This is a genomic window from Vibrio sp. YT-18 (assembly GCF_033337345.1).
Lineage (GTDB): Bacteria > Pseudomonadota > Gammaproteobacteria > Enterobacterales > Vibrionaceae > Vibrio > Vibrio alginolyticus.
In genome coordinates, this window is the sequence record NZ_JAWOQO010000006.1 from 238,688 (window position 1) to 264,174 (window position 25,487).

Consider the following 25,487-nt stretch of genomic DNA (forward strand, 5'->3'; position numbering starts at 1 on the left):
GTATGGCGATTAAGCGAATTCTATTTGCAAGTTTACTGGCGACCAGTGTATCTGCAAATGGAGCAGAGAACTTCGTAGTTCAAGATATTGAAATCGATGGATTGCAGCGTGTAGCACTGGGTGCTGCATTGTTGAAAATGCCTGTACGTGTCGGTGATACCATTGGCCAAGGCGATGTTGCAGAAATTATCCGCGCCCTGTATGCATCTGGTAACTTTGAAGATGTGAAAGTGTTGCGTGACGGTGGTGTTCTGATGGTTCAAGTCAAAGAACGTCCTACCATTGCAAGCATCTCTTTTTCAGGTAACAAAGCAATCAAGGACGAGCAGCTACAAGAAAACCTGAACGCGTCTGGCGTTCGTGAAGGTGAAGCGCTTGACCGCACCACGCTAAGCAACATTGAAAAAGGCTTAGAAGACTTTTACTACAGCGTAGGTAAATACAACGCAACAGTAAAAGCGGTGGTGACTCCACTACCACGTAATCGTTCTGATCTTAAGTTTGTCTTTACTGAAGGTGTGTCGGCAAAAATTCAGCAAATCAACTTTATCGGTAATGAAGTGTTCAGTGATGAAGAACTGCTTTCGCGCTTTAACTTAAATGTTGATGTGCCGTGGTGGAATTTCCTTTCTGATGAAAAGTATCAAAAGCAAGTTCTTGCAGGTGATATTGAAGCACTCAAATCATTCTACCTGGATCGTGGTTACTTAAAATTTAACGTTGACTCGACACAAGTTGCAATCTCTCCTGACAAGAAAGGGGTATACATTACTCTTGGTCTAGAAGAGGGCGAGGTTTACACCGTTAAGGACGTGAAGTTCCGTGGTGATTTGATTGGCGAGGAAGCGACGTTCGAAAGACTTGTGCCATTTGAAGACAATGAGACATACAACGGCTCGTTGGTGACTTCAATGGAAGAAGGGATTAAGCGTGTGCTTGGTGAGTCCGGTTATGCTTATCCTCAAGTGAATACCATTCCTGAGTTTGACGACGAGAATCAAGAAGTTTCTTTGGTCGTTAACGTAGATCCGGGTAACCGAATTTATGTTCGTGACATTCGCTTCACGGGTAATAACTCAACCAAAGATGAAGTCCTTCGTCGTGAAATGCGTCAGATGGAAGGCAGTTGGTTGAACTCGAAATCGATTGAAACGGGTAAAACTCGTCTAAATCGTTTGGGCTACTTTGAAAATGTTGAAGTACAGACGGTTCGAGTTCCTGGTAGTGATGATCAAGTTGACCTAGTTTACTCTGTCAAAGAAGCGAACTCTGGTAGCGTTAACTTCGGTGTTGGCTACGGTACAGAATCGGGTGTGAGCTTCCAGGTTGGCCTGCAACAAGATAACTTTATTGGTAGCGGTAACCGTGTTGGTATCAACGCGATGATGAATGACTACCAGAAAAACATCAGTCTAGATTACCGTGATCCGTACTGGAACTTAGACGGTGTAAGCTTAGGTGGTAAGGTTTTCTATAACGAATTTGAAGCTAAAGAAGCCAATATCGTTGACTATACCAACGAAAGCTATGGCGCGAGCTTAACGTGGGGCTTCCCATTCGATGAGTTGAACCGTTTTGAATTCGGTGTCGGTTATACGCACAACAAGATCGGTAACTTATCGCCTTACTTGCAGGTAGAGCAGTTCTTACGAGCACAAGCAGACAACATTGATTCTAGTGGAGCGTTGAACACAAACGACTTCGACTTCAATATCTCTTGGACACGTAATAACTTAAACCGTGGCTATTTCCCAACAGCAGGTAACCATCAACGTGCATTCTATAAAATGACCGTACCTGGCTCTGACGTTCAATACTTCAAAATGCAGTACGATGTTCGCCAGTATGTGCCATTGACTAAAAAGCACGAGTTTACCCTCTTGTTCCGTGGCCGCTTAGGTTACGGTAATGGTTACGGTCAAACGGATGGTAACGATAACTTGTTCCCATTCTACGAAAACTACTACGCAGGTGGCTTTACATCGCTTCGTGGCTTTGGCTCAAACTCTGTTGGTCCTAAAGCGGTTTACCGTGATACATCTGGTTCAAACAATGGCGCAGATACAGCAACAGATGACTCTGTTGGTGGTAACGCCGTAGCGCTAGCAAGTGTTGAGTTGATTGTCCCAACACCATTTGCATCAGAAGAAGTACAAAACCAAATTCGTACCAGTATCTTCTTTGATATGGCAAGTGTTTGGGATACGGAGTTTGACTACCGCGATTCAGGTGCGGAATATGGTGACCGTTACTACTACGATTACTCAGATCCAACCAACTACCGCTCTTCTTACGGTGCGGCGTTGCAGTGGATGTCTCCAATGGGGCCACTAGTCTTCTCACTAGCGAAACCAATTAAGAAATTTGATGGCGATGATGAAGAGTTCTTCACATTCACTATCGGTAGAACTTTCTAAAGAGGAAAATATTTTGAATAAAATGATCAAAGCGGCTGGGATTGGCCTTCTTGTACTGAGCTCTTCAATGTTTGCAAATGCGGCAGAAGCTGCACAGAAAATTGCTTACGTAAATACAGCTCAAGTTTTCCAAGCTCTTCCTCAACGTGAAGTTGTACTACAAAAAATGCAGAAAGACTTCAAAAGCAAAGCTGATGAACTGAAGTCAATCCAAGCGCAAGCTAAAACAAAGATCGAAAAGCTACAACGTGACGGTGAGCTTTTGGGTCAAGACGAAGTAGAAAAGCTACGTATCGATATCGCGAAGCTAGACAGCGAGTACAAAGTGAAAGCACAAGCACTTGAAAAAGCAAGTGCGCGTCGTGAAGCTGAAGAAAAAGCGAAGCTTTTCAAAACGATTCAAGATGCAGTTAAGAAAGTCGCAGACAAAAATGGTTACGATCTTGTGATTGATATCTCTGCTTTGCAGTACGGCAAGCCAGAATACAATATTTCTGAAGACGTAATTAAAGCTCTAAAATAAGAAGTTATGAAGACATTAACATTAGCCGAATTGGCGACAATTACCGGGGGTGAGCTGTTTGGTGACGAGTCTCTCGTTGTAAGCCGTGTTGCTCCAATGGATAAAGCACAAGAAGGTGACGTAACCTTCTTGTCTAACCCAAAATACGCAAAACACCTTTCTGAGTGCCAAGCTACCGTCGTTATGGTAAAGGCTGAGCATAAAGATCAATGCGTTGGAAATACGCTAGTGGTTTCAGACCCTTATGTCGCATTTGCTCGTGTGGTCCAAGCGATGGATACCACACCAAAACCGGCAGACGATATTGCACCAAGTGCTGTGATTGCCGCTGACGTTAAGATGGGTGAGAACGTTACAATCGGCGCTAACGCTGTGATTGAAACGGGCGTAGAACTCGGCGATAACGTAAGCGTTGGAGCTGGTTGTTTTATCGGTAAGAACGCCAAGCTAGGGAATAACACCAAGCTTTGGGCTAATGTCACTATCTATCATGAAGTGTCATTGGGTGATGACTGTCTCGTTCAATCGGGTACCGTCATTGGCTCTGATGGCTTCGGTTATGCGAATGACAAAGGCGAGTGGATCAAAATTCCTCAGCTTGGTTCAGTGCGTATCGGTAACCGCGTTGAGATTGGTGCTTGTACTACGATTGACCGCGGTGCACTCGAAGATACTATCATTGAAGACAATGTCATTCTGGATAACCAACTTCAAATCGCGCACAACGTGCAGATCGGATATGGTACCGTGATGCCTGGTGGTACTATTGTCGCGGGCAGTACAAAAATTGGTAAGTACTGCCAGATTGGCGGCGCGTCTGTTCTGAATGGCCATATCACTATCGCAGATGGTGTGGCGATTACAGGTATGGGCATGGTAATGCGCAGTATCGAAGAAAAAGGCCTTTACTCATCAGGTATTCCACTACAAACGAACAGAGAGTGGCGTAAAACTGCAACTCGAGTTCACCGTATTGATGAGATGAATAAGCGCCTGAAAGCGGTTGAAAAACAGCTGGAACAGAAAGAAGAAATTTAGAACAAGTTATCTTTCGCTCTGTATTTAACGTGAAAGCTAACAAGTTCTAGTTCCATATTCTGTAAGAAGACTCGCGAAATGCGGGTCTTTTTCTTCTATAATGACGCGCTCTAAGTAGATTTAACTCCAAGATGGTGCGTATTTTGCTAGTATATTGCAAAGCGATTCGGCTTTACGACCTGTTGCCACGTTTGCCATCTTGGCGGCAAAAAATTGATATAGGAAGACGACTTTGACTACTGAAAAGAAAACGATGAACATCTCTGAAATTCAAGAGCTACTACCTCATCGCTACCCATTCTTATTGATCGACCGAGTGATAGACTTCCAAGAAGAGAAGTACCTTCACGCGATTAAAAACGTGTCGGTTAACGAACCTCAGTTCACAGGTCACTTTCCTCAACTACCAGTATTCCCAGGTGTTTTGATTTTAGAAGCAATGGCTCAGGCAACAGGCTTACTTGCATTTAAATCATTTGGTGCACCAACAGAAAATGAACTGTACTACTTTGCAAGCGTAGACGGCGCGAAATTCCGTAAACCAGTGGTTCCGGGCGACCAATTGGTTATTGAGGTAGAATTTCTGAAAGAACGTCGCGGCATTGCTGCATTTAGCGGTGTAGCAAAAGTTGACGGCGAAGTGGTATGTTCTGCAGAACTGAAGTGTGCTCGTCGAGAGTTTTAATATGATTCATGAAACCGCTAAAATCCACCCGGCAGCGGTGGTAGAAGAGGGCGCCAAAATTGGTGCTAACGTAACAGTAGGTCCTTTTACGTACATCACCTCTACGGTTGAAATTGGTGAAGGCACAGAAGTGATGTCTCACGTTGTGATCAAAGGTCACACAACTATTGGCAAAGATAACCGTATTTTCCCACATGCTGTCATTGGTGAAGAAAACCAAGACAAAAAATACGGTGGTGAAGACACAACTGTGGTTATCGGTGATCGTAACGTCATTCGTGAAGCGGTCCAAGTTCACCGCGGCACAGTGCAAGACAAAGCAACCACGATCATTGGTGATGACAACTTATTGTGTGTGAATGCACACGTTGCGCATGATGTTGTTATTGGTAACCACACTCATATCGGTAATAACTCGATTCTTGGTGGTCACGTTACTGTTGATGATTATGCCGGTGTGATGGCACTGTCTGCGATTCATCCGTTTTGTACAGTGGGCGCTTACGCGTACATTGGCGGCTGTTCAGCAGTGGTGCAAGATGTCCCAGCTTACGTACTCGCGCAAGGTAACCACGCCACACCTTTCGGCTTGAACCTTGTTGGCTTGAAGCGTAATGGCTTTGAGAAACCAGAGATTCGTGCGCTACAAAAAGCGTATAAAGAAATCTACCGTTCAGGTAAGACGCTAGAAGAAGTGAAGCCTATTCTAGCTGAAATGGCTCAAGAGTGGCCAGCAGTGAAGCGTTTCTCAGATATTCTGGAAACGACGGAACGTGGCATTATTCGTTAATTGGCGAATGAACCAATAAATAAAAAGATCGTGACCGAATTTGAGGTTACGATCTTTTTGTGTTTTATGGATAAGGCAAACCGTTATCCATAGCGCACAGGAAAAATAGCGAAGTAGATATGGAAAGACCATTACGTATTGGCATCATTGCCGGAGAATTGTCTGGCGATACGCTAGGTGAAGGCTTTATCAAAGCAGTAAAGCAGCAATATCCAGACGCAGAGTTCGTAGGCATTGGCGGTCCGAAAATGATAGCCCAAGGTTGCGAGTCTCTGTTTGATATGGAAGAGCTTGCGGTGATGGGATTAGTCGAGGTTTTAGGCCGCTTACCGAGACTTCTTAAAGTGAAAGCTGAGCTCGTTCAGTATTTTACTCAGAATCCGCCTGATGTTTTCATCGGGATCGATGCTCCTGACTTCAACTTACGCTTGGAGCTTGACCTCAAGCAAGCGGGCATTAAAACCGTTCATTACGTGAGTCCGTCTGTTTGGGCTTGGCGTCAGAAGCGCATCTTTAAAATAGAAGCGGCAACGAACTTGGTACTAGCATTTCTTCCGTTTGAGAAAGCGTTCTACGACAAATTTAATGTACCTTGCGAGTTCATTGGTCATACCTTGGCTGATGCCATCCCACTAGAATCAGAACAAGCGCCTGCACGTGAGTTGCTTGGTTTAGAACAAGATAAAAAGTGGCTTGCTGTCCTGCCAGGCAGTCGTGGTAGCGAGTTAAAAATGCTCTCAGAGCCATTTATTGAAACCTGCAAGTTACTCCATAAAAAATTTCCAGAACTGGGGTTTGTTGTCGCGCTTGTTAATCAAAAACGCCGTGAGCAGTTTGAACAAGCATGGAAAGAGCTAGCGCCAGAGTTGGACTTCAAGTTAGTTGATGACACCGCACGCAACGTCATCACCGCATCCGATGCCGTGATGTTGGCCTCCGGTACCGTAGCGTTGGAGTGTATGCTTCTCAAGCGTCCAATGGTGGTGGGTTATCGTGTGAATGCATTTACTGCTTTTTTAGCTAAACGTCTATTGAAAACGAAGTATGTGTCATTGCCGAATATCTTGGCGGATGATGAGCTCGTCAAAGAATATCTACAAGATGAGTGCACACCAGACAATTTGTTTACTGAGGTTTCTCGCTTATTGGAAAGCGACAATAAACCGATGTTAGATAAGTTTACGGAAATGCATCATTGGATTCGTAAAGATGCGGACCAACAAGCCGCAAACGCGGTTCTAAAACTGATTGAGAAATAGAGATTTATCATGGCTGTTAAACCAAAAGTGACCAAAACCAAAGTTGAACTCCCTCCGTTTGAATATCCGCAAGGTTATCAGCTTGTGGCCGGAGTCGACGAGGTAGGACGTGGCCCTTTGGTAGGAGACGTCGTCACCGCTGCGGTTATCCTTGATCCTAACAATCCTATTGAAGGGTTGAACGATTCGAAAAAATTGACCGAAAAGAAACGCATGGCGCTGCTTCCTGAAATCAAAGAAAAAGCATTGGCGTGGGCGGTCGGGCGTTGTTCTCCTGAAGAAATCGATCAACTGAATATTTTGCAGGCGACTATGGTTGCGATGCAGCGTGCAGTGGCGGGGTTACAGGTTCAACCTGATTTGGTGTTGATTGATGGTAACCGTTGTCCGGAGCTGCCAATGGATGCTCAAGCTGTAGTAAAAGGCGATCTACGTGTTGCCGAAATCAGTGCGGCTTCAATTATTGCCAAAGTCGTGCGTGACCAAGAGATGGAAGAGTTGGATAAACTTCATCCACAATTTGGCTTCGCGAAGCACAAAGGTTACCCAACTAAAGCGCACTTTGAAGCGATTGAGCAACACGGAGTGATCAGTGAACACCGCAAGAGTTTCAAGCCAGTAAAAAAAGCGTTAGGCATAGAATAATCAAACGATCTAATTGGTGTTATAAACCCAACCTCTTTAGGTTAGAATCCCCAACAAAATAGAGTTACACGGTACCTGTTAATGTCAGATCCCAAATTCATCCACCTGCGTGTTCATAGTGACTTCTCGATGGTGGATGGCCTCAACAAAGTTCCGCCAATCGTAAAGAAAGTTGCTGAGCTCGGTATGCCCGCAATGGCGTTGACCGACTTTACCAACCTATGTGGTTTGGTGAAGTTTTACGGTACGGCGCATGGCAGTGGTGTTAAACCGATCATTGGTGCTGACTTTAAAATGCAGTCGGACGAGTTTGGTGAAGAGCTGACACAAGTGACTTTGCTTGCGGCGGATAATGTAGGTTATAAGAACCTGACGTTATTGATATCAAAAGCGTACTTACGTGGACATGTTCAACACCACCCAGTGATTGACAAAGCCTGGTTGGCTGAAATGTCTGAAGGCCTGATTGTATTATCCGGCGGTAAAAGCGGGGAAATTGGTCGCGGCCTTTTGAAAGGCAACCGTCAAATAGTGCAAGGGTGTGTTGATTTCTATAAACAGCATTTTCCAGATCGCTTTTATCTTGAGTTACTTCGTACCGGTCGTCCAGATGAAGAAACTTATCTTCACTTTGCAGTTGAATTGGCAGAGCAGCAAGACTTGCCAGTAGTGGCGACCAATGAAGTTGTATTCCTGAGTCCTGACCTATTTGATGCTCATGAAATACGCGTAGCGATTCACGATGGTTACACATTAGAAGATCCGCGCAGGCCAAAAAACTACAGTCCGCAGCAATATCTTCGTACAGAAGAAGAAATGTGCGAGCTGTTTGCTGATATTCCTGAAGCGTTAGAAAACAGTGTCGAGATAGCGAAGCGTTGTAACGTGACTGTACGCTTAGGGGAGTACTTCCTACCAGCCTTCCCAACTGAAGGGATGAAAGAGACTGAGTTCTTAGTCATGAAATCCCGAGAGGGCTTGGAAGAGCGTTTAGAGTTCCTATTTCCAGATGAGGAAGAGAGGAAACGTCGCCGCCCTGAATATGATGAACGTCTTCAGATAGAGCTAGATGTTATCAACCAAATGGGATTCCCTGGTTACTTCTTGATCGTAATGGAGTTCATCCAGTGGTCAAAAGATAATGGAATTCCTGTAGGTCCTGGACGTGGTTCCGGTGCTGGCTCTTTGGTGGCTTACGCATTAAAAATCACCGACCTGGATCCATTAGAATACGACTTGCTGTTCGAACGTTTCTTGAACCCAGAACGTGTTTCGATGCCCGATTTCGACGTCGATTTCTGTATGGATAAACGTGACCAGGTTATTGACCACGTTGCAGAAATGTACGGTCGCGACGCGGTGTCTCAGATCATCACGTTTGGTACCATGGCGGCAAAAGCGGTAATCCGTGACGTTGGCCGCGTATTGGGTCATCCATTTGGTTTTGTTGATCGTATTTCAAAGCTGATCCCGCCCGATCCAGGAATGACGCTAGATAAAGCGTTTAAAGCTGAACCTGCACTACCTGAATTGTATGAGGCTGATGAGGAAGTTAAAGAACTCATCGACATGTGTCATATTTTGGAAGGCTGTACGCGAAACGCCGGTAAACACGCTGGTGGTGTTGTAATTTCACCTACAACAATTACCGATTTTGCGCCAATTTATGCAGACGCTGAAGGTCATTTCCCGGTTACTCAATTTGATAAAAACGATGTCGAGACCGCTGGCCTAGTTAAGTTTGACTTCTTGGGTTTACGTACCTTAACCATTATTGACTGGGCGTTAGGACTGATTAACCCACGCCTAGAGCGAGAAGGGAAAGAACCGGTTCAAATTGAATCCATACCGTTAGAAGATCCTGCCTCTTTCCGTTTGTTGCAAAACTCTGAAACGACAGCAGTATTCCAGCTTGAATCTCGAGGCATGAAAGAGCTGATCAAACGACTTCAGCCAGACTGTTTCGAAGACATCATCGCATTGGTAGCACTCTTCCGTCCGGGTCCTTTGCAATCGGGCATGGTAGATAACTTTATCGACCGTAAACATGGTCGAGAAGCGATCTCTTATCCAGATGAAAAGTGGCAACACGAGTCGCTAAAAGAGACGCTTGATCCAACCTACGGCATCATCCTGTACCAAGAGCAGGTAATGCAGATTGCGCAGATCTTAGCAGGTTACACGCTAGGTGGTGCGGACATGCTTCGTCGTGCAATGGGTAAGAAAAAGCCAGAAGAGATGGCAAAACAACGTGCTATCTTTGAAGAAGGTGCGATAAAGAACGGTATCGATGGCGAGTTGGCGATGAAAATCTTCGACTTGGTAGAGAAGTTCGCCGGTTATGGTTTTAACAAATCGCACTCTGCTGCTTATGCATTGGTTTCTTATCAAACTCTTTGGCTGAAAACACATTATCCTGCCGAATTTATGGCTGCGGTAATGACAGCCGATATGGATAACACGGAAAAAGTCGTTGGCTTGGTCGATGAGTGTTTCCGTATGAAGCTTACCGTGCTGCCACCAGACATCAACTCTGGCCTATATCGCTTTAATGTTGATGAAAATGGCGCAATTGTTTACGGTATTGGTGCGATAAAAGGGGTTGGTGAGGGCCCTATCGATGCGATTCTTGAGGCGAGAAATAAAGGTGGTCACTTTAAAGACCTATTTGATTTCTGTGCTCGAGTTGATCTAAAACGTGTCAATAAACGAGTGATAGAGAAGCTGATTTACGCGGGCGCGTTGGATCGGCTAGGCCCACACCGCGCGGCGATGATGGCGTCACTCAATGATGCGGTAAAAGCAGCAAGTCAACATCACCAAGCTGAAGCGTTTGGTCAAACGGATATGTTTGGTGTGCTAACGGATGCACCTGAAGAAGTAGAGCATAAGTATACGCAGGTTCCGCCTTGGCCAGAAAAAGTGTGGTTAGAGGGCGAGCGTGATACCCTAGGTCTATATTTGACAGGGCACCCAATTAACGCCTACGTAAAGGAACTAAACAAATACACCAGTTGTCGACTAAAAGACGCAACGCCCACTCGCCGCGATCAATCTGTCACGGTAGCCGGCCTGGTTATTGCCGCTCGTGTAATGACGACCAAGCGTGGTACACGAATTGGTATTATGACACTGGATGACCGAAGTGGTCGCATGGAAGTGATGTTGTTCTCAGATGCGCTGGATCGATACGCTGAACTTCTCGAAAAAGACAGAATTTTGGTCGTTTCTGGACAGGTCAGCTTTGATGACTTCAACGGTGGCCTTAAAATGTCGGCGCGTGAAGTTATGGATCTCGGCAGTGCGCGCGAGAAATACGCTCGTGGTTTGTCGGTATCGATAGATGCAAATCAGATCAACGATCAGTTTTTTGAGCAGTTCAGCCGTATTTTAGAACCGCACAAAGCCGGAACCGTACCCGTCAATGTATACTACCAGCGTGCCGACGCCAGAGCGCGGTTAACATTGGGCACCGAGTGGCGAGTTACGCCAAGTGATACATTACTCGACGATTTAAAACAGTTGCTTGGCAAAAGCCAGGTAGAACTCGAATTTAACTAAAAATTCAGCGCAATATGTTAGACGCTGAGTAAACAAGGATTCATAGATGAGCCTAAACTTTCTTGAATTTGAAAAGCCAATTGCAGAACTAGAAGCGAAAATTGAAGCATTACGTGATGTCTCTCGTCACGGTGGTGATTCTGCGATTGACCTGGATAAAGAAATCGAACAGCTTGAGAAGAAAAGCTTAGAGCTGAAGAAAAAAACCTTCAGTGACCTAGGTGCATGGGAAACAGCTCAACTGGCTCGTCACCCACTACGTCCTTACACGCTGGATTACATCCAACACGCTTTTGAGGAGTTTGATGAATTAGCGGGTGACCGCGCGTTTGCAGACGACAAAGCGATTGTGGGTGGCATGGCTCGCCTTGAAGGCCGCCCTGTGATGATCATTGGTCACCAAAAAGGTCGTGAGACCAAAGAAAAGGTGAAACGTAACTTTGGTATGCCGAAACCAGAAGGCTACCGTAAGGCTCTACGCTTGATGGAAATGGCAGAGCGTTTCAACATGCCGATCATCACATTTATTGACACGGCTGGCGCATACCCAGGTGTGGGCGCAGAAGAACGTGGTCAATCTGAAGCTATCGCGAAAAACCTAAAAGTGATGTCTGGTCTTAAAGTACCAGTAATCTGTAACGTTGTCGGTGAAGGCGGTTCTGGTGGTGCATTAGCAATCGGTGTAGGCGACTACGTGAACATGCTTCAGTACTCTACGTACTCAGTAATTTCTCCTGAGGGTTGTGCTTCAATCTTATGGCGTGATTCAGACAAAGCGCCACAAGCGGCAGAGGCAATGGGCCTAACTGCTCCGCGTCTTAAAGAGCTTGAACTGATCGACGAAATCATCGAAGAGCCACTAGGCGGCGCTCATCGCGATCATGTTCAAATGGCAGCGAATATGAAAGCGACACTACTTCGTCAGCTAGAAGATCTAGAACAACTGGATGAAGAGACGCTACGTGAACGTCGTTACCAGCGCCTAATGAGCTACGGTTACTGTTAATTTCGGTGATTGCTGTTAAGCGTTAGCTGATATCTCAATTGATAACAGTTAAAATAGAAAGGGTTGGATGAGAGTCCAGCCCTTTTTTGCACCTATCGGATCGTTTATGGAATCGCTTTACCCGCATTTTGCTCAAGTTCTCGACCGCTACTATCAATTAGGCACTAAGGTTGTCTTAGCGTTTAGCGGAGGAGTGGATTCACGTCTTTTACTCGAATTACTCAGTCGCTACCAACAAGCGCACTCTGTAGAGTGTCACGCTGTGTATGTGCACCATGGTTTAAGCTCGAATGCCGATAATTGGGCCGATAAATGCTTACTTTGGGCACAACAAGTGGGGATATCGTGCTCGATCGAGCGAGTGAGCTTAGACATCAGCAATGGTGAAAGTATTGAACTTCTTGCTCGTGAAGCTCGCTACCAAGCCTTAACTAAGTACATTCAAGAAGGCGATATACTGTTGACTGGTCAACATGCCGACGATCAAATAGAGACTTTTCTCCTTGCGCTTAAGCGCGGCAGCGGGCCTAAAGGGTTATCTTCGATGGCGGAGAGTATGCCGTTTTCTTGCGGATCTCTAGTTCGACCATTGCTTACTATCAAGCGGAAGACCATCGAAGAAGCCGCTACTAAATTAGGCTTGGAGTGGGTGGAAGACGAAAGCAATCAAGATACCCGTTATGATCGTAACTTTCTTCGTCATTGTGTTATTCCTGAATTGTCTGGTCGTTGGCCGAGTATCCATCAAGCGGTTCAGCGCAGTGCAAGTTTATGTGCTCAACAAGAAGCGCTATTGGATGAACTATTGAGCGCGGTGTTTGAACGCGCTTTACAAACGGATCTAAGTTTGAGTATTGAAGAGCTGGCTAAGCACAGTGAGTTAGCTCGTGCGCGCTTGATTCGTATGTGGCTAGCTAATCTTAATACTAGTATGCCGACTCAGGTACAACTCAATCTCATCTGGAATGAAGTGGCATTAGCTCAGCAAGATGCCAACCCCAAACTACAACTTAAACAAGGTGAAGTGCGCCGTTTTCGAAATCGTCTCTATTGGGTAACGGAAATCGCTGACGTCACTGAGTGGCAAAGTACGATTCAAGTCGATACCGTTTTATCGCTTCCAGAGCGGCTAGGGGAGCTGACCTTAACGACGAGTTCTAGCAACGCAACGATTGCGCTTCCGAGTCAGCCAGAATTGCTTCGCGTGACCTTTAATCCGGAAGGCTTATCAGCGCATCCAACCACGCGTAATCACAGTCGAAAACTGAAGAAGTTGTTCCAAGAATACAATGTGCCAAGCTGGCTGCGTCGTCAAATTCCGATTTTGATGTATCAAGACCGAGTCGTTGCTGTGGCAGATCTGTTCGTTGATCAGGCGTTTAATGGTCAAGATTGTGAACTTATTTGGCGCAGGTAATGAAAATTCATGCCACAATGTCGATTATAAAATATAAAAATCCTTAAATAATAATTGATTAGGTGAAGCAATGAAGAAAACAATCATGGGCGCAATGGTGGCGCTAACCATGTTCAGTGGGCAAGCTCTAGCTGCGGGAGATGCTGCAGCAGGTCAAGCAAAGTCGGGAGTATGCGCGGCGTGTCATGGCGCTGATGGTATTGCTGTCATTCCGGGTTACCCAAATCTGAAAGGGCAAAATGAGCAATATATTATCAGTTCAATTAAAGCTTATAAAAATAAAGAGCGAACAGGTGGACTTGCTGCTGTGATGCAAGCTCAAGCTTCATTGTTGTCTGATGAAGACATCGCTAACCTAGCGGCTTACTACGCAAGTTTGAAGTAAACGTGAGCCTGAAGTAAAGCTTGGACGATTGGGCATTGAGCAGTCCTCATTGGGTTTTATCAACTCACGATATTCGCTATGTTAATTTGCTCAGCCTGGATTTTCGCTGGTGGAGCAGAGACAAACATTGAATGTTGCGAAACGCTAAACGATAATAAGCGCAATCGATTGAAGCTTAAGGGATGAACATGAAAAAAATTGAAGCGATTATCAAGCCATTTAAACTGGATGATGTTCGAGAAGCGCTAGCTGAAGTTGGCATTACAGGGATGACCGTCTCTGAAGTGAAAGGTTTTGGTCGCCAAAAAGGTCACACAGAGCTTTACCGTGGTGCAGAGTATATGGTGGACTTTCTACCTAAAGTGAAGCTCGAAATCGTTGTAACGGAAGATGTGGCTGATAAATGCGTAGAGACAATCATTGAAACCGCGCAAACTGGTAAGATTGGTGATGGTAAAATATTCGTCACTGATATTGAGCGTGTGGTTCGTATTCGTACTGGTGAAGAAGACGAAGACGCGATCTAAGGTTTCTTGTCACCTGTTTCGTATTTATTATGCTAAAAGGGAGCCAAGTGGCTCCTTTTTTGTTGTTTGCTTATTAGTGAAATCATTTAACCCGAGATTTGTTGTTCTAGATTTCGGGTGCCTACATTCAGGTTTGTCGTATGTTTAAGCGTTTTTTTCTGGCGTTAGCTTTTCTTATTATGGCGGTATTGGTCGGCTTCCAGGTTATTTTCACCGTACCAGATCAGCCGCAAATCATTACTCAAACAGGCTCAGAGTTGACGCAGGATATTAGGTGTATCGAATTTAGCGGCTCAAAAGCTCTGGATCAGGGCGGTGAAATCAATGTACTTGTCTGGAATATCTACAAACAGAACCGGGCTAACTGGCAACGTGCACTCGATGAGTTTTCTGCTGATAAGCAGTTGCTCTTATTGCAAGAAGCCAGCATGACACCATCATTTAAGCAGTGGTTGGTGGATGGTCGCTGGGTTAGTAATCAAGTGAGTGCTTTTAAGGCGCTGGGTAGCGGTGCAGGTGTAATTAGTATTGCTCAAGGGCAACCAGAAAAAGCCTGCGCTTACACCTCTAAAGAGCCGTGGCTGCGCTTACCTAAGTCTGCATTATATAGCCAGTATCACTTGAGTAATGGCGAGAAACTCGCAGTGGTGAATGTACATGCGATTAACTTCACCGTAGGTACAAAAGAGTATACATCTCAGTTAACGGCGCTTGAAATGCTTTTAAAGCATCATGTGGGGCCAATCCTATTCGCTGGAGACTTCAATAGCTGGAGTGAATCTCGCGTTAATGCGATGAGGCAGGCCTTAAAGGCTGCGGACTTACAAGAGGTGACGTTCTTGCCGGATCATCGAGTCCAATTTATAACAGGGTTACCACTGGACCATGTGTTTTACCGAGGTCTGACGCTTAAGTACGCAAAAGCGCCGCAGAGCGACGCTTCCGATCATAACCCATTGTTATTGTCATTTACGTTAAATAACTAGCTTAGGTTACCACAATATAAAGTGCCCAAATAACGTAGAAGAATACCCATGGCAGGCTTGCTATCACCAAAGCTTGGCCACGTTCAAACTCCGTCCACGTCAGTACAACGCCGTAGCCGAGCACAATGTACCAAGGCAGAAGCAAAGGTAACGAGCTAGCGAAATGAGACCATTCGTTAGTAAGAGGCAGCTTTAATAGACCATTGAGGCTATTTAAATCGGCAGCGTAAGTCATTACCTGACCATGCTTGAGTAGCAAGCTCGCGTAGCTTGCTACATCGCCCAATACTGCTGGGAATAAGATAGCACACGATGCGGCAAACCATTTCCAGTAACCGTATTGTTGTTTGCTTGCCTTTGTTGCAAGAAAGAACCAAAGCGCGAGCAATAGTAAGGTGGCAAAGCGGTTGAATACATCATTGATGATCGCGCTTGCCATTAGCGTGTTTGGTTCTAATAGCTCAATCTGCTTCGGGTCGATTTGCTGAAATTGCGCAGCAAGTTGGTCACTGAGCCACGTGAAATCGACATTCGAAAAGTAAGCACCCCAGAATAAAAACGGACTAAGCATCAGGAAGATGAACGGTTGCCATCCCCATCCACCGCGTTGATAAAGCGCAAGAAAACAAGATGTTGGAGAACGAAAAATGTCCAACAGCATCACAAGTGGATTGCTTGATGGGTTCATACACTTACCTTCGTTACGTCAACGTACAACTTAAGCTTTTGACCTGGTTGTAAGTATTTTTTCTTGTGTAGCGAGTTCCATTTCACGATGTCGTTCGTTTTTACTTTGAACTTGCTTGCAATGCCGCTAATGGTGTCGCCAGAGCGAACGTTGTAGAAAACGGTACGGATCACAGAACCTTTGTCTGAGTCTTTCCAAATCACTAGCTTTTGACCCACACGCAATGGATCTTTAGGGCCCATACCATTCCATTTAGCTAACGATTTATACGACACTTTATTGTTACGTGCGATTGACCACAAACTTTCTCCAGACTGAACGACATGGGTGAGCTTGAGTTGACCACGAGCACGAGATTGAGTCTTGTTTAATCGGTTTTGTGCCGTTAATGCATATTTTGCATCGTCTTTTGTTGATGTCGGAATCAATAGGTATTGACCAATACGAATGTTGTTATTCGATAGGCCGTTGGCACGTCGAATGACTTTCGTGGTTGTGCCGTATTTATTAGCTAGCACGCTTAAAGAGTCACCAGATTTCACCTTGTAGCGAGCGACCTTCATCCCTTTACCGCGATTTTTCTCCACCTTGGTGAGAAAAGTCTCTTTTTTCTCTACGGGAATCAAAAGTTGGTGCGGCCCCTCAGGCGCTGTCGACCACTGGTTGTATGCTGGGTTGTAACTCTGCAACTCTTTTACGCTAATGCCGGCATAATCTGCGGCAATAGCCAGATCTAACTGCTCTTCTGGATCAACAAGCGTTAGAACAGGCTTGTTTGGAATTGCAGGAATATTAAGTCCGTACTTGTCTTGGTTTGCGATAACGTCAGCCAAGGCCAATAGCTTAGGAACGTAACTGCTGGTCTCTTTTGGTAAGTCTAATGAGAAGAAATCGATAGGTTTACCGAGCTTTTTATTCTTACGAATTGCGCTAGAAACTCGGCCTCCACCGCTGTTATAAGCGGCGATTGCATGTTCCCAGTTACCATCAAAACGCTCGTTTAGTTGTACTAGGTAGTCCAGCGCTGCATCCGTTGCTGCTGCCACATCTCTGCGACCGTCATACCAGTAGTTTTGCTCTAGTCCCATCATTTTTCCGGTGCCAGGGACAAATTGCCACAACCCAGCCGCGCTACCATGTGAGTAGGCAAAGGCATCGAATGAACTTTCCACTACAGGAAGTAAAGCAAGCTCCATTGGGAGTCCGCGCTCTTCGATACGTTTTGTGATCATGTATAGAAAAGGAGTAGCACGCTTAGATACCGTGTAAAGGTGATTTGGGTGCTTTAAATACCACGTACGGTAGTAGTCCACTTTCTTGTGGTTTGGGATATCCATGTCCAGCTGCATGGCGATACGTTGCCACACATCTTCTTGTTCTTGGGGGGAGAGAACTTTAGGCGCGTCGTTAGCGGATTTTTTTGCTAGTGACGATTTATTGCCCGGTTGAGCTTTTACTGCATTTTGCTTTGCAGTCTGCTCAGATTTATTGGTTTCTGGTGTAGAAGACGTTGAATCTGACTGAGTCAATTGACAGCCAGATAATAACAACGCCAACGCCCAAGTATACTTCAAACGCATGGATTCAGCCTATTTAGGGCCTGTTTATCTTCACCTGCCTGTCGCGCAACGTAATGTGCGTGGCAGTCGCAAGATAATAGACATCTTTTAAACACTAACTAATTTATAGAGGCAAAGAGCTTCTAATTATGCAATGGGGAGAAATTCAAATAGATTTATATCAACCCCAAACGTAAGAGAAGCGCCAGTGGCGCTTCTCGAAAAATCAGTCCCTGATAATACTGGGGTCTTGCAAACTTACAAGCAGAAAATGGTTAAAATTCGTTCTTCCACTCGCGTAAAGCAGTAAAAACCGAGCATGGATCGCTATTTTTAATGCGACTAGCAACAGATTGAACCACGTCAGGGTTAGAGGTTCGCAAGAACGGATTAATCCACTTTTCTTTGCGTATTGTTGTTGGAAGTGTCGGAATGTTGAGTGCTCGCAGTCGGTTTACATCGTCGCGATATTGGCGAAGTTGCTCATTGTCAGGTTCAACCGCTAGAGCAAACGCCACGTTACTCGCCGTGTATTCATGTGCGCAGAAGACTTGAGTTTCTTCTGGTAGAGACGTTAGTTTGCTCAGTGATTCAAACATTTGCTCAGGCGTACCTTCAAAAATACGACCGCAGCCAGCAGAAAAGAGCACATCACCGCAAAACAGTTTTCCGTCCCCAACGTAACCGATATGGCCCAAAGTATGACCGGGTAACCCAAGTACTAAGAAAATCTCACCAAACAACTCTAGCTTGTCGCCTTCTTCCATTGGTGTCGTTAGGGTTGGAATTGGCTCTGATTTTGGGCCCACAACGGCGACGTTAGGAAATGCACGCACTAAGTCTGGAACGCCACCAATGTGATCGTTGTGGTGGTGCGTAATTAAAATCGCTTCTAAAGTTAATTCGTTAGCCTGCAGAAATTCTAATACTGGCTTCGCATCGCCCGGATCAACGACTGCGCAGCGCTTATCGCTATTTTGTATCAGCCAGATGTAATTATCATTAAATGCGGGTATGCTTTTGATCTCTAACACGATTCGTTCTCCGTCACCCATTTTAGTCAGGTGGTTAATGAAACCAGCACTCAGCAACAAAACTATACCACACCCGTCGACTTGGTCAGCAATGAACAACGGTCCGTGGGTGCTTGAGTCAATCCAGACCCGACTTGATGAATGGTGCCCGAAACTCTTCGGCTACCATATGCTCAAACTGGGCGGGTTGAGCTGTGAGCTAACCAGCTGTAATTGTAACATTCAACACCAAGTCAACGTAGATATCCAGAACCCGTTGCATAATGTGATTGCAGATGGTTACGAATTACCCTTTTTGGAAAAAAGCTTTGATGTTGTGATACTCGCTCATCAGCTCGACTATGCAAGCGATCCACACCGTTTGTTGCGTGAAGTCGATAGAGTGATGATGGATGATGGCTATGTAATTATTACTGGATTCAACCCATTAAGCTTGACTGGATTAGCGAGTTTGCTTCCATGGCGTAAACATAATTTGCCTTGGAGTGGACGAATGTTTACGTCGAACCGCATCAAAGATTGGTTAGGGTTACTTAATTATCAAGTGATTCATTGTGATCGTTATGCGCTGTTTCCGATGAAACGTTACCGTACGATGTGGACATGGTTGGAAAATAGTCTTGGTGATTGGGCATCACCCGCTGGGAGTTTGTATTACATAGTCGCGCGGAAACGGACATACCCTCTCAAGCCTATCAAACCGCATTGGCGCTTGAAGAAAAAGCTCACACCACTTGGGGTGATGAATCGAGAGGGTAACACTATGAGGAAAGAATCTCGCTAAGAGGGTTGGTAACCTGTATCTTCCTCAGTTGGGTTTTCTGCAGCAGTACGGGCTAGCTCATCACACATTTCGTTCTCACGATGGCCTGCGTGGCCTTTTACCCAATGCCATTCAACTTGATGGCGTGCGGTTTCTTTGTCTAGAGCTTGCCATAAATCGGCATTCTTCACGGGTTTTTTATCCGCTGTTTTCCAACCACGCTTCTTCCAGTTATGGATCCACTGAGTAATACCTTGGCGCACATATTGGCTGTCAGTCGTTAAAGTGACTTTGCAAGGTTGTTTTAACGTCTGCAGCGCGACGACAGCCGCCAACATTTCCATGCGGTTGTTGGTAGTTAACGTATAGCCTTTGGAAAGTGTCTTTTCTACGTCTTTGTAACGCAATACTATGCCGTAACCACCTGGTCCTGGGTTACCTAAACAAGAACCGTCAGTGAAAATCTCAACGTGTTTGGTCATATTTTTTGGTACTATTAGCCGAAACATTTAATAAAGCATAGTCTGACATACATAACCTTATGAATACCAGCAGCAATTCTGAATATAACCGCATTGTCGTTCTCGATACCGAAACCACAGGTATGAACCGCGAGGGTGGTCCTCACTACATGGGACACCGCATTATTGAAATCGGTGCCGTGGAGATCATCAACCGTAAGCTGACTGGTCGTCACTTCCACGTTTATTTAAAACCCGATCGTGAAATCCAACCAGAAGCGGTTGAAGTTCACGGTATTACGGATGAATTCTTGGTTGATAAACCGGAATACGCGAGCGTGCACCAAGAGTTTCTTGAGTTTATTAAAGGCGCAGAACTTGTTGCCCACAACGCGCCCTTCGATACCGGCTTTATGGATTACGAGTTTGGCATGCTCGATCCTAACATCGGCAAAACGGACGACTACTGCAAGGTGACCGACACCCTTGCTATGGCGAAGAAAATCTTCCCTGGTAAGCGAAACAACCTTGATATCTTATGTGAACGTTACGGTATTGATAACTCGCACCGTACTCTCCACGGAGCTTTGCTCGATGCGGAGATTCTAGCCGACGTTTACCTCTTTATGACGGGTGGTCAAACGAGTCTAGAATTTAACGCGAATAAACAAGAGGGTGGAGTAGAAACCATTCGTCGTATTGAAGGAAGAAAAGCGCTAAAGGTTTTGCGCGCAAGTGCCGATGAACTAGAAGCTCACCAAAAAAGATTAGAGTTGGTGAACGACTGTATTTGGCATCAATAGGAGAAGCTATGTTGAGGGCTTTGTTGGTCGCGTTTTTAGCGATATGGAGTAGTCTCTCGAGTGCTGCGAGTGAATCTACAATGTCTTTGTTAGACAATCGCTTTCGAGTTGATCCAACCATCGAGCAGATCACGTTTTTGGTTTATCGTGAGCAAAGTTCTCAGCCAGTTGTTTTAGTCCGTCCTGACGGTAAAAAATACTATGCTTGGGGCTCTTACGACAATGTACGTTGGTATCAAGAAGCCTCACTCGATATTATTTCCGTTGATAACCCTATGCCAGGTCCATGGCAGGCTGTGGGGAAAGTTACGCCTAAAAATAACATCCGCTTAATTTCTCACCTAAAGCTCAGTACGGATCTGTTCCCAAACCGATTATATAATGGGGAAGCGCTTAAGTTTACAGCTCGCCTGACCTCCGACGGCAAACCTCTTGTACTGCGCGACTTCCTTGATCGCGTGAATCTGCGCGTGACATTTACCAAGTTTGTCGAAAATGAAGATGAGCTGATCAAAGAAGCACGTCCAGTGCCGATGGTTGTGGGTGAGTTTTCTGATGACGGCCGAGGCTTGGATGAAAAAGCAGGGGATGGTGTGTTTACGGTTCAGCTCCCAATAGACGTTGAGCCTGGTAAGTACCGCGCGCGCATCACGTCTGGCAATGGCGTATTCTTACGAGCGCAAGAACAAGTCATCTTGGTTTATCCGAACCCAATCTCTCGTACTTTTATTCAGGCTCGTAATTCCGATAAGCCACACCAATTAGTGGTGAGTGGCGAGCAAGGTATGATTGCACCAGGCTCTATAGCAGTCACAGTGAAAAAGGACGCTCCCGATGGTTTCATTAGTTACAGCCAAGGACAGGTCTCTAAAGATGGAATGAGAGTTACGTTGAACCTCAATAACGATTCTGAACTTGGTAAGTACGCCTGGCGCGGCGAGATCTTTGCCACTGATTTTGCAACCCAGCGCTCGTTGGCGTTTCCTATCCCAGAGCAAACCTTCAGTGTTGTTGATGAAGTTGATCTAGAAGCTGCTCGAATTGCAAAAGAAGCTGAATTAGCCGAGCAGCGTCGTATTGAAATGGAAAAGCAAATTATCGCTGAGCGGGAGGCTGAGCGTAAGCGCAGCATGATTATTATTGCGGTGGGTAATGTGATAATGCTGCTGATTGTGATCATTGCATGGATAGTCTGGCGCAAAATTAAAGCGAAGCGCGATGCCATGCCAGAGATGCAATTAGAAGTACCAAAGAAATAGTAGTAACACACACATAAAGCGAGAAACGGAGCCAATCGGCTCCGTTTTTTTCAGTTTAAGTTTGAGACAGAGTTTGATGTTTCTCATGGTCATTAATCATTTTATTTTAAAGTAACACCATGATTTAACGTTGATTAATCATAATAAAGCTCGCATGATACTGTTTACGTTTCGACTTGATTTTAGTGCGTATAGACGGAGTGAGTTATGACAATTGGAGAGTTAGGACTAGAACATTTACCACGACAAAAGGCCTTGGTTGAGTCAGCTTATGATGCCTTTTATTCTGAAAAAGACGTTGTTGCCGCGGTATTGCTTGGCTCCTTGTCATCAGGACAAGGTGACCGTATTTCGGACGCTGATGTTGTTGTATTTACTCAAAACAACTTCCATAAAGCCTCAGCGCCTTGCTTTACCCAGTTTGAAGCTAATAAAGACATTTTTTATCGCCTTGAGGGAGAGCACAACGAAAATGCGTGTTTCAAAAAATACATTTTTAATGACCTAACCAGTGCAGAGATTCATTGTTTAGATCTCTGTGACCCCTTCAAACTTTCTAAGCCATTTAAGACTTTATTTGATAAAGCTGATGTGATTGCGGGCATGGTTACTGATGAACCTGCGCCAAAGCATGAAGAGTTCCCAGTTTATACCAGTGGTGATCAAGGCCTGATCTGGGAACTCTTTGATTGTATTAAGTGGTTGAGCAGAGATAACCATGAGCTTGCTAAGTCCTACTTGAAAAAACTCTCTAAGAAACTCTAATTTGAGAGTCATCTCCGTTCCTCCCACTGAAGTTAGCTAGGCGGTTAGGTTATGAAATACAAAAAGCGTCAGAAGTATAAATACACTCTCCATTCTGAAGAAAAGATTGAGACGCACATTTCAGTGAGTCAGGCGTATGACAGCCCTTTTCTTAGTTTGTCCAAACAAGGCGTGTTAACGATTAAAAAGGGCTATGCATGGGATGGAGCGAGTGGGCCAGCGTTAGACACAAAAAACATTATGAAAGCTTCTTTAGTGCATGATGCTCTTTACCAACTCATGAGGGAAGAGGTGTTGCCTCAAAGTGCTCGAAAGCATGCGGATACGTTGTTGAGAGAAACGTGTTTAGAAAAAGGAATGTCTAGCTTCAGAGCAACTTATATCTATTATGGCGTCAGAGTTGTCGGTGGCTTCTTTTCTAGACCCGATACTTTGTGTGCTTAATGGGAACATCTTTCTAACGTTTAACTGTTTATTTATACAGTTTAGTTATGTAAGCTCCAAGGTGATACAAAGGAGTCGTACATAATGACAATAAGATATGAAGAGCATGTGCCAAGCCCGAAAGAATACTGTGATATGCGTATCAAAGCCGGGCTATCACCCAAATCGTTGAAAGCTGCTGAAATTGGCCTACCCAATTCGTTATATGGCGTATCTGTTCGGGATGAAGGAAAGCTCATTGCAATGGGTCGGGTTGTTGGTGACGGGGCGTGTAACTTCGAAATTGTCGACGTTGCCGTTGATTCTGATTATCAAGGTAACGGTTTAGGTAGAAAAGTCATGGAATACATCGACGGTTATCTTTCTTCTGTTGCACTTGAAGGCTCTTACGTTTCTATGATTGCTGATGAACCAGTTTTTTACGAAAAGCTTGGTTATAGGCTGGTGGCTCCTAAAAGCCAAGGGATGACAAAAAAGTTTAAGCCAAAGGCATAACACGTATTCAGCTGTGAAGATAAGCACTAGAAAACAGGAGTTTAATTTCCTGTTTTCTATATTAAATTTCTATTTAAGCCACTTCTGGAATTGGTTTGGGTGGCTGCTCTAAATCAGGCTCTTTTTGAACAGTAGGAATCTGTCCCTCACCCACAGCACTGATGTAACAGCCACTAAGTTTAATGGCAAGGTACATATCAGCTCGCAGTAAGATGCCTCCTTCACTGGTGCTGATACCAGTAAGCTCACACCATTGACGAAGACGTCGTTTCCTTCCTGCGAGGATTAAACGTACGCCTCTCTTTTTCAAAGTATTGTGAATATCTGCCAGAGTGGCCATCACACTGAGATCCAAGTGAGTAAAGCTCGATACGGCGTCGATGACAACGCAACTTGCGTCTTTGTGATGCTCTGCCTGCTCTAACACTCTACGTTTAAAGTAAGGAGCATTGAAGTAAGTTAGCGGTGAGTTAAAGCGGTAAATCACCATTCCAGGAATAGGCGAAGCTTTTCCTGAGTCGTCGATGGTCCGAATGGTACCTTTTTCATCCAAGCCAAGTAGCTGATCACTCGGTCGCATGACAATCCGTAAAAATTGAAACAGCCCTAGCAATACCGCCAAAGTGATCCCCGGTATTACACCCACGATCAACACAGAAATAAAAGTAATGATGGCCAGATAAAATGCATCTTTGTCACGAGATTTTAATTTCCAAATTGCTTTAAGATCGAGCAGCGATAGGGACGCAATGATCAATACAACACCAAGTGAAGCGATAGGGATGAACTGCAAAGGCTCGTAAATAAATACCGCAATAATGGCAATGGTGATTGCGGCGACAATCGAAACTAATTGAGATTTACCGCCATTTGCATCATTGACGGCTGTGCGTGAGTCAGCGCCGCTTATCGCGAAACCTTGCGAAAACGCTGAGGCAATGTTGGCAAAACCCAACGCCTGAAACTCTTTATTAGCATCAATATCATAACCGTTTTTAGCAGCGAAACTGCGGGCGGTGAGCATCATGCTAACAAAACTGACAATCGCAAGGTTGAGAGCCGGGACCACTAGTTCACGAACTTCACCTAGCTCAAACTCCGGTGTTTGAAACTGAGGGAAGCCACCTTGAGTGAGTCCGACAACCGATACGCCCATCTCTTGTAAATGGAAAAACCAAACTGACGCAGTAGTTACGAGGATCGCCAGCATGGCAGCAGGCCAAGTTGGTCGGTAGCGTTTGGTGAGCAAATAAACGACAACTGTCACGATACTCAGAGTTACAGTAGGCCAATGAAGATCGGTTAATCGTTGTGGAGCTTCCCATAAACGTTCCAGTAAATAACGTTGCTCGTATTTCAAACCGACTACTTTCGCAAACTGACCAACGATAATTGTGAGAGCAACACCGTTGAGTAGACCCAAAAGAATCGGACGAGAAAGGAAATCTGCAAATACCCCTAGCTTGAAACGACTTGCCAGTACACACCAAATCCCCGTCATCGCTGTCATGGTCATAACCAACTGCCAATGTTTTGTGGGGTCACCTGCGGCAAGTGGTGTCACAACAGCAGCAATCACTGCACAGGTTGCTGCATCGGGTCCGACAATGAGTTGTCGAGATGTGCCCATCATGGCGTAAACCAACATTGGCAGTACACACGAATACAGACCGACAATTGCGGATACACCAGTTAATTGTGCGTAAGCTATGGCAACTGGCAGTGCAACCGCGACAACAGAAAAGGCGGCTCTAAAGTCGTTAACAAACCATTCTTTTTGATAATGCTTAAGCTGAACAAGCCCTGGGAACCACTGTGCGAGTAATATTTTAGCCAACGGATTTACCATATATGTGAGTGAGTTACTTAAAGTATACACCGCTTAGTTGGAACGTCTGTGAGTTAGTTATCACTGGAAATCGGGGAAAAGATTGGAGTGCGAGGATTTTATTGCGCAGGGGGGCTTTGTAGTGTGAG

At 45.1% G+C, this 25,487-nt stretch carries 24 protein-coding genes; 19 read left to right on the plus strand and 5 right to left on the minus strand.

Going from position 1 to position 25,487, the window contains the following annotated elements:
• The first annotated feature begins 2 nt into the window (after positions 1 to 2).
• From bamA to R7M72_RS10920, 13 genes are all read left to right on the plus strand, one after another.
• Complete coding sequence (gene bamA, locus R7M72_RS10860) at positions 3 to 2,417, plus strand: outer membrane protein assembly factor BamA (RefSeq protein WP_005391802.1); 2,415 nt, start codon at positions 3 to 5, stop codon at positions 2,415 to 2,417.
• Between the two features lie 13 nt (positions 2,418 to 2,430).
• A complete protein-coding gene (locus tag R7M72_RS10865) occupies positions 2,431 to 2,940 on the plus strand; it encodes an OmpH family outer membrane protein (protein WP_005391804.1) in 510 nt (169 codons plus the stop codon).
• A 6-nt stretch (positions 2,941 to 2,946) separates the two neighbouring features.
• Complete coding sequence (gene lpxD / locus R7M72_RS10870) at positions 2,947 to 3,978, plus strand: UDP-3-O-(3-hydroxymyristoyl)glucosamine N-acyltransferase (RefSeq protein WP_170894017.1); 1,032 nt, start codon at positions 2,947 to 2,949, stop codon at positions 3,976 to 3,978.
• A 232-nt stretch (positions 3,979 to 4,210) separates the two neighbouring features.
• Entirely contained in the window at positions 4,211 to 4,663 is a 453-nt protein-coding gene (gene fabZ / locus R7M72_RS10875; RefSeq protein WP_005380349.1) for a 3-hydroxyacyl-ACP dehydratase FabZ, read from the plus strand.
• Between the two features lies 1 nt (position 4,664).
• Positions 4,665 to 5,453, plus strand: a complete 789-nt coding sequence (lpxA, locus tag R7M72_RS10880) for an acyl-ACP--UDP-N-acetylglucosamine O-acyltransferase (protein ID WP_005380357.1) — start codon at positions 4,665 to 4,667, stop codon at positions 5,451 to 5,453.
• A 119-nt stretch (positions 5,454 to 5,572) separates the two neighbouring features.
• Positions 5,573 to 6,712 carry a lipid-A-disaccharide synthase gene (lpxB, locus tag R7M72_RS10885; RefSeq protein WP_017636041.1) on the plus strand — a complete coding sequence of 380 codons (1,140 nt, stop codon included), beginning with the start codon at positions 5,573 to 5,575 and terminating at the stop codon, positions 6,710 to 6,712.
• A 9-nt stretch (positions 6,713 to 6,721) separates the two neighbouring features.
• Complete coding sequence (rnhB, locus tag R7M72_RS10890; RefSeq protein WP_017820749.1) at positions 6,722 to 7,357, plus strand: ribonuclease HII; 636 nt, start codon at positions 6,722 to 6,724, stop codon at positions 7,355 to 7,357.
• A gap of 81 nt (positions 7,358 to 7,438) precedes the next feature.
• Complete coding sequence (gene dnaE, locus R7M72_RS10895) at positions 7,439 to 10,918, plus strand: DNA polymerase III subunit alpha (protein WP_005385364.1); 3,480 nt, start codon at positions 7,439 to 7,441, stop codon at positions 10,916 to 10,918.
• Positions 10,919 to 10,964: 46 nt separating this feature from the next.
• Complete coding sequence (accA, locus tag R7M72_RS10900) at positions 10,965 to 11,924, plus strand: acetyl-CoA carboxylase carboxyl transferase subunit alpha (RefSeq protein ID WP_005380365.1); 960 nt, start codon at positions 10,965 to 10,967, stop codon at positions 11,922 to 11,924.
• A 106-nt stretch (positions 11,925 to 12,030) separates the two neighbouring features.
• Complete coding sequence (gene tilS, locus R7M72_RS10905; protein ID WP_318056169.1) at positions 12,031 to 13,341, plus strand: tRNA lysidine(34) synthetase TilS; 1,311 nt, start codon at positions 12,031 to 12,033, stop codon at positions 13,339 to 13,341.
• A gap of 70 nt (positions 13,342 to 13,411) precedes the next feature.
• Complete coding sequence (locus tag R7M72_RS10910) at positions 13,412 to 13,726, plus strand: c-type cytochrome (protein ID WP_017636043.1); 315 nt, start codon at positions 13,412 to 13,414, stop codon at positions 13,724 to 13,726.
• 188 nt (positions 13,727 to 13,914) lie between these two features.
• Positions 13,915 to 14,253, plus strand: a complete 339-nt coding sequence (gene glnB, locus R7M72_RS10915; protein ID WP_005380372.1) for a nitrogen regulatory protein P-II — start codon at positions 13,915 to 13,917, stop codon at positions 14,251 to 14,253.
• A 140-nt stretch (positions 14,254 to 14,393) separates the two neighbouring features.
• A complete protein-coding gene (locus R7M72_RS10920) occupies positions 14,394 to 15,239 on the plus strand; it encodes an endonuclease/exonuclease/phosphatase family protein (RefSeq protein ID WP_258474743.1) in 846 nt (281 codons plus the stop codon).
• A gap of 1 nt (position 15,240) precedes the next feature.
• On the opposite strand, the gene R7M72_RS10925 is transcribed toward R7M72_RS10920, so the two are convergent.
• The 3 genes from R7M72_RS10925 to gloB all read right to left on the minus strand — a co-directional run bounded on the left by R7M72_RS10925 (position 15,241) and on the right by gloB (position 18,520).
• The gene (locus R7M72_RS10925; RefSeq protein WP_005380375.1) at positions 15,241 to 15,927 is read right to left on the minus strand and encodes a YIP1 family protein; all 687 of its coding nucleotides are present in this window, start codon (positions 15,925 to 15,927) and stop codon (positions 15,241 to 15,243) included.
• Positions 15,924 to 17,507, minus strand: a complete 1,584-nt coding sequence (locus R7M72_RS10930) for a LysM peptidoglycan-binding domain-containing protein (protein ID WP_017820746.1) — start codon at positions 17,505 to 17,507, stop codon at positions 15,924 to 15,926. Before R7M72_RS10930 ends, R7M72_RS10925 begins: the two co-directional genes overlap by 4 nt.
• Before the next feature lie 254 nt (positions 17,508 to 17,761).
• Complete coding sequence (gene gloB, locus R7M72_RS10935) at positions 17,762 to 18,520, minus strand: hydroxyacylglutathione hydrolase (RefSeq protein ID WP_005380380.1); 759 nt, start codon at positions 18,518 to 18,520, stop codon at positions 17,762 to 17,764.
• A 37-nt stretch (positions 18,521 to 18,557) separates the two neighbouring features.
• Here gloB and R7M72_RS10940 point away from each other — a divergent pair, with 37 nt between their 5' ends.
• Positions 18,558 to 19,304 (plus strand): class I SAM-dependent methyltransferase, encoded by a 747-nt coding sequence (locus R7M72_RS10940; RefSeq protein ID WP_017636046.1) that lies wholly within the window; start codon positions 18,558 to 18,560, stop codon positions 19,302 to 19,304.
• Here R7M72_RS10940 and rnhA read toward each other — a convergent pair.
• Complete coding sequence (gene rnhA, locus R7M72_RS10945) at positions 19,301 to 19,765, minus strand: ribonuclease HI (protein ID WP_005380384.1); 465 nt, start codon at positions 19,763 to 19,765, stop codon at positions 19,301 to 19,303. The two genes, R7M72_RS10940 and rnhA, sit on opposite strands and share 4 nt — an antisense overlap.
• 59 nt (positions 19,766 to 19,824) lie before the next feature.
• Here rnhA and dnaQ point away from each other — a divergent pair, with 59 nt between their 5' ends.
• From dnaQ to R7M72_RS10970, 5 genes are all read left to right on the plus strand, one after another.
• Positions 19,825 to 20,547: a DNA polymerase III subunit epsilon gene (gene dnaQ / locus R7M72_RS10950; RefSeq protein WP_005380385.1), complete on the plus strand. Its 723-nt coding sequence runs from the start codon at positions 19,825 to 19,827 to the stop codon at positions 20,545 to 20,547.
• Positions 20,548 to 20,555: 8 nt separating this feature from the next.
• On the plus strand, positions 20,556 to 21,806 hold the full coding sequence (locus R7M72_RS10955) for a TIGR03503 family protein (RefSeq protein WP_176311132.1): 1,251 nt from the start codon (positions 20,556 to 20,558) through the stop codon (positions 21,804 to 21,806).
• A 207-nt stretch (positions 21,807 to 22,013) separates the two neighbouring features.
• Positions 22,014 to 22,571: a hypothetical protein gene (locus R7M72_RS10960; RefSeq protein WP_213972451.1), complete on the plus strand. Its 558-nt coding sequence runs from the start codon at positions 22,014 to 22,016 to the stop codon at positions 22,569 to 22,571.
• A gap of 51 nt (positions 22,572 to 22,622) precedes the next feature.
• Complete coding sequence (locus R7M72_RS10965; RefSeq protein WP_137282304.1) at positions 22,623 to 23,015, plus strand: DUF1353 domain-containing protein; 393 nt, start codon at positions 22,623 to 22,625, stop codon at positions 23,013 to 23,015.
• A gap of 84 nt (positions 23,016 to 23,099) precedes the next feature.
• A complete protein-coding gene (locus R7M72_RS10970; RefSeq protein ID WP_005391824.1) occupies positions 23,100 to 23,510 on the plus strand; it encodes a GNAT family N-acetyltransferase in 411 nt (136 codons plus the stop codon).
• A gap of 73 nt (positions 23,511 to 23,583) precedes the next feature.
• Here R7M72_RS10970 and R7M72_RS10975 read toward each other — a convergent pair whose 3' ends face one another.
• On the minus strand, positions 23,584 to 25,359 hold the full coding sequence (locus R7M72_RS10975) for a SulP family inorganic anion transporter (RefSeq protein WP_005380390.1): 1,776 nt from the start codon (positions 25,357 to 25,359) through the stop codon (positions 23,584 to 23,586).
• Positions 25,360 to 25,487: the final 128 nt, after the last annotated feature.

Bases quoted from the DNA above. Each gene is read 5' to 3' on its own strand.
- lpxD (WP_170894017.1), top strand. From the start codon at position 2,947: ATGAAGACATTAACATTAGCCGAATTGGCGACAATTACCGGGGGTGAG.
- R7M72_RS10910 (WP_017636043.1), top strand. From the start codon at position 13,412: ATGAAGAAAACAATCATGGGCGCAATGGTGGCGCTAACCATGTTCAGT.
- dnaE (WP_005385364.1), top strand. From the start codon at position 7,439: ATGTCAGATCCCAAATTCATCCACCTGCGTGTTCATAGTGACTTCTCG.
- rnhA (WP_005380384.1), bottom strand. From the start codon at position 19,765: ATGACCAAACACGTTGAGATTTTCACTGACGGTTCTTGTTTAGGTAAC.
- tilS (WP_318056169.1), top strand. From the start codon at position 12,031: ATGGAATCGCTTTACCCGCATTTTGCTCAAGTTCTCGACCGCTACTAT.
- R7M72_RS10940 (WP_017636046.1), top strand. From the start codon at position 18,558: ATGAAACCAGCACTCAGCAACAAAACTATACCACACCCGTCGACTTGG.
- R7M72_RS10960 (WP_213972451.1), top strand. From the start codon at position 22,014: ATGACAATTGGAGAGTTAGGACTAGAACATTTACCACGACAAAAGGCC.
- R7M72_RS10930 (WP_017820746.1), bottom strand. From the start codon at position 17,507: ATGCGTTTGAAGTATACTTGGGCGTTGGCGTTGTTATTATCTGGCTGT.
- accA (WP_005380365.1), top strand. From the start codon at position 10,965: ATGAGCCTAAACTTTCTTGAATTTGAAAAGCCAATTGCAGAACTAGAA.
- R7M72_RS10920 (WP_258474743.1), top strand. From the start codon at position 14,394: ATGTTTAAGCGTTTTTTTCTGGCGTTAGCTTTTCTTATTATGGCGGTA.
- R7M72_RS10975 (WP_005380390.1), bottom strand. From the start codon at position 25,359: ATGGTAAATCCGTTGGCTAAAATATTACTCGCACAGTGGTTCCCAGGG.
- R7M72_RS10965 (WP_137282304.1), top strand. From the start codon at position 22,623: ATGAAATACAAAAAGCGTCAGAAGTATAAATACACTCTCCATTCTGAA.
- R7M72_RS10925 (WP_005380375.1), bottom strand. From the start codon at position 15,927: ATGAACCCATCAAGCAATCCACTTGTGATGCTGTTGGACATTTTTCGT.
- rnhB (WP_017820749.1), top strand. From the start codon at position 6,722: ATGGCTGTTAAACCAAAAGTGACCAAAACCAAAGTTGAACTCCCTCCG.
- R7M72_RS10955 (WP_176311132.1), top strand. From the start codon at position 20,556: ATGTTGAGGGCTTTGTTGGTCGCGTTTTTAGCGATATGGAGTAGTCTC.
- dnaQ (WP_005380385.1), top strand. From the start codon at position 19,825: ATGAATACCAGCAGCAATTCTGAATATAACCGCATTGTCGTTCTCGAT.
- lpxA (WP_005380357.1), top strand. From the start codon at position 4,665: ATGATTCATGAAACCGCTAAAATCCACCCGGCAGCGGTGGTAGAAGAG.
- R7M72_RS10970 (WP_005391824.1), top strand. From the start codon at position 23,100: ATGACAATAAGATATGAAGAGCATGTGCCAAGCCCGAAAGAATACTGT.
- bamA (WP_005391802.1), top strand. From the start codon at position 3: ATGGCGATTAAGCGAATTCTATTTGCAAGTTTACTGGCGACCAGTGTA.
- glnB (WP_005380372.1), top strand. From the start codon at position 13,915: ATGAAAAAAATTGAAGCGATTATCAAGCCATTTAAACTGGATGATGTT.
- lpxB (WP_017636041.1), top strand. From the start codon at position 5,573: ATGGAAAGACCATTACGTATTGGCATCATTGCCGGAGAATTGTCTGGC.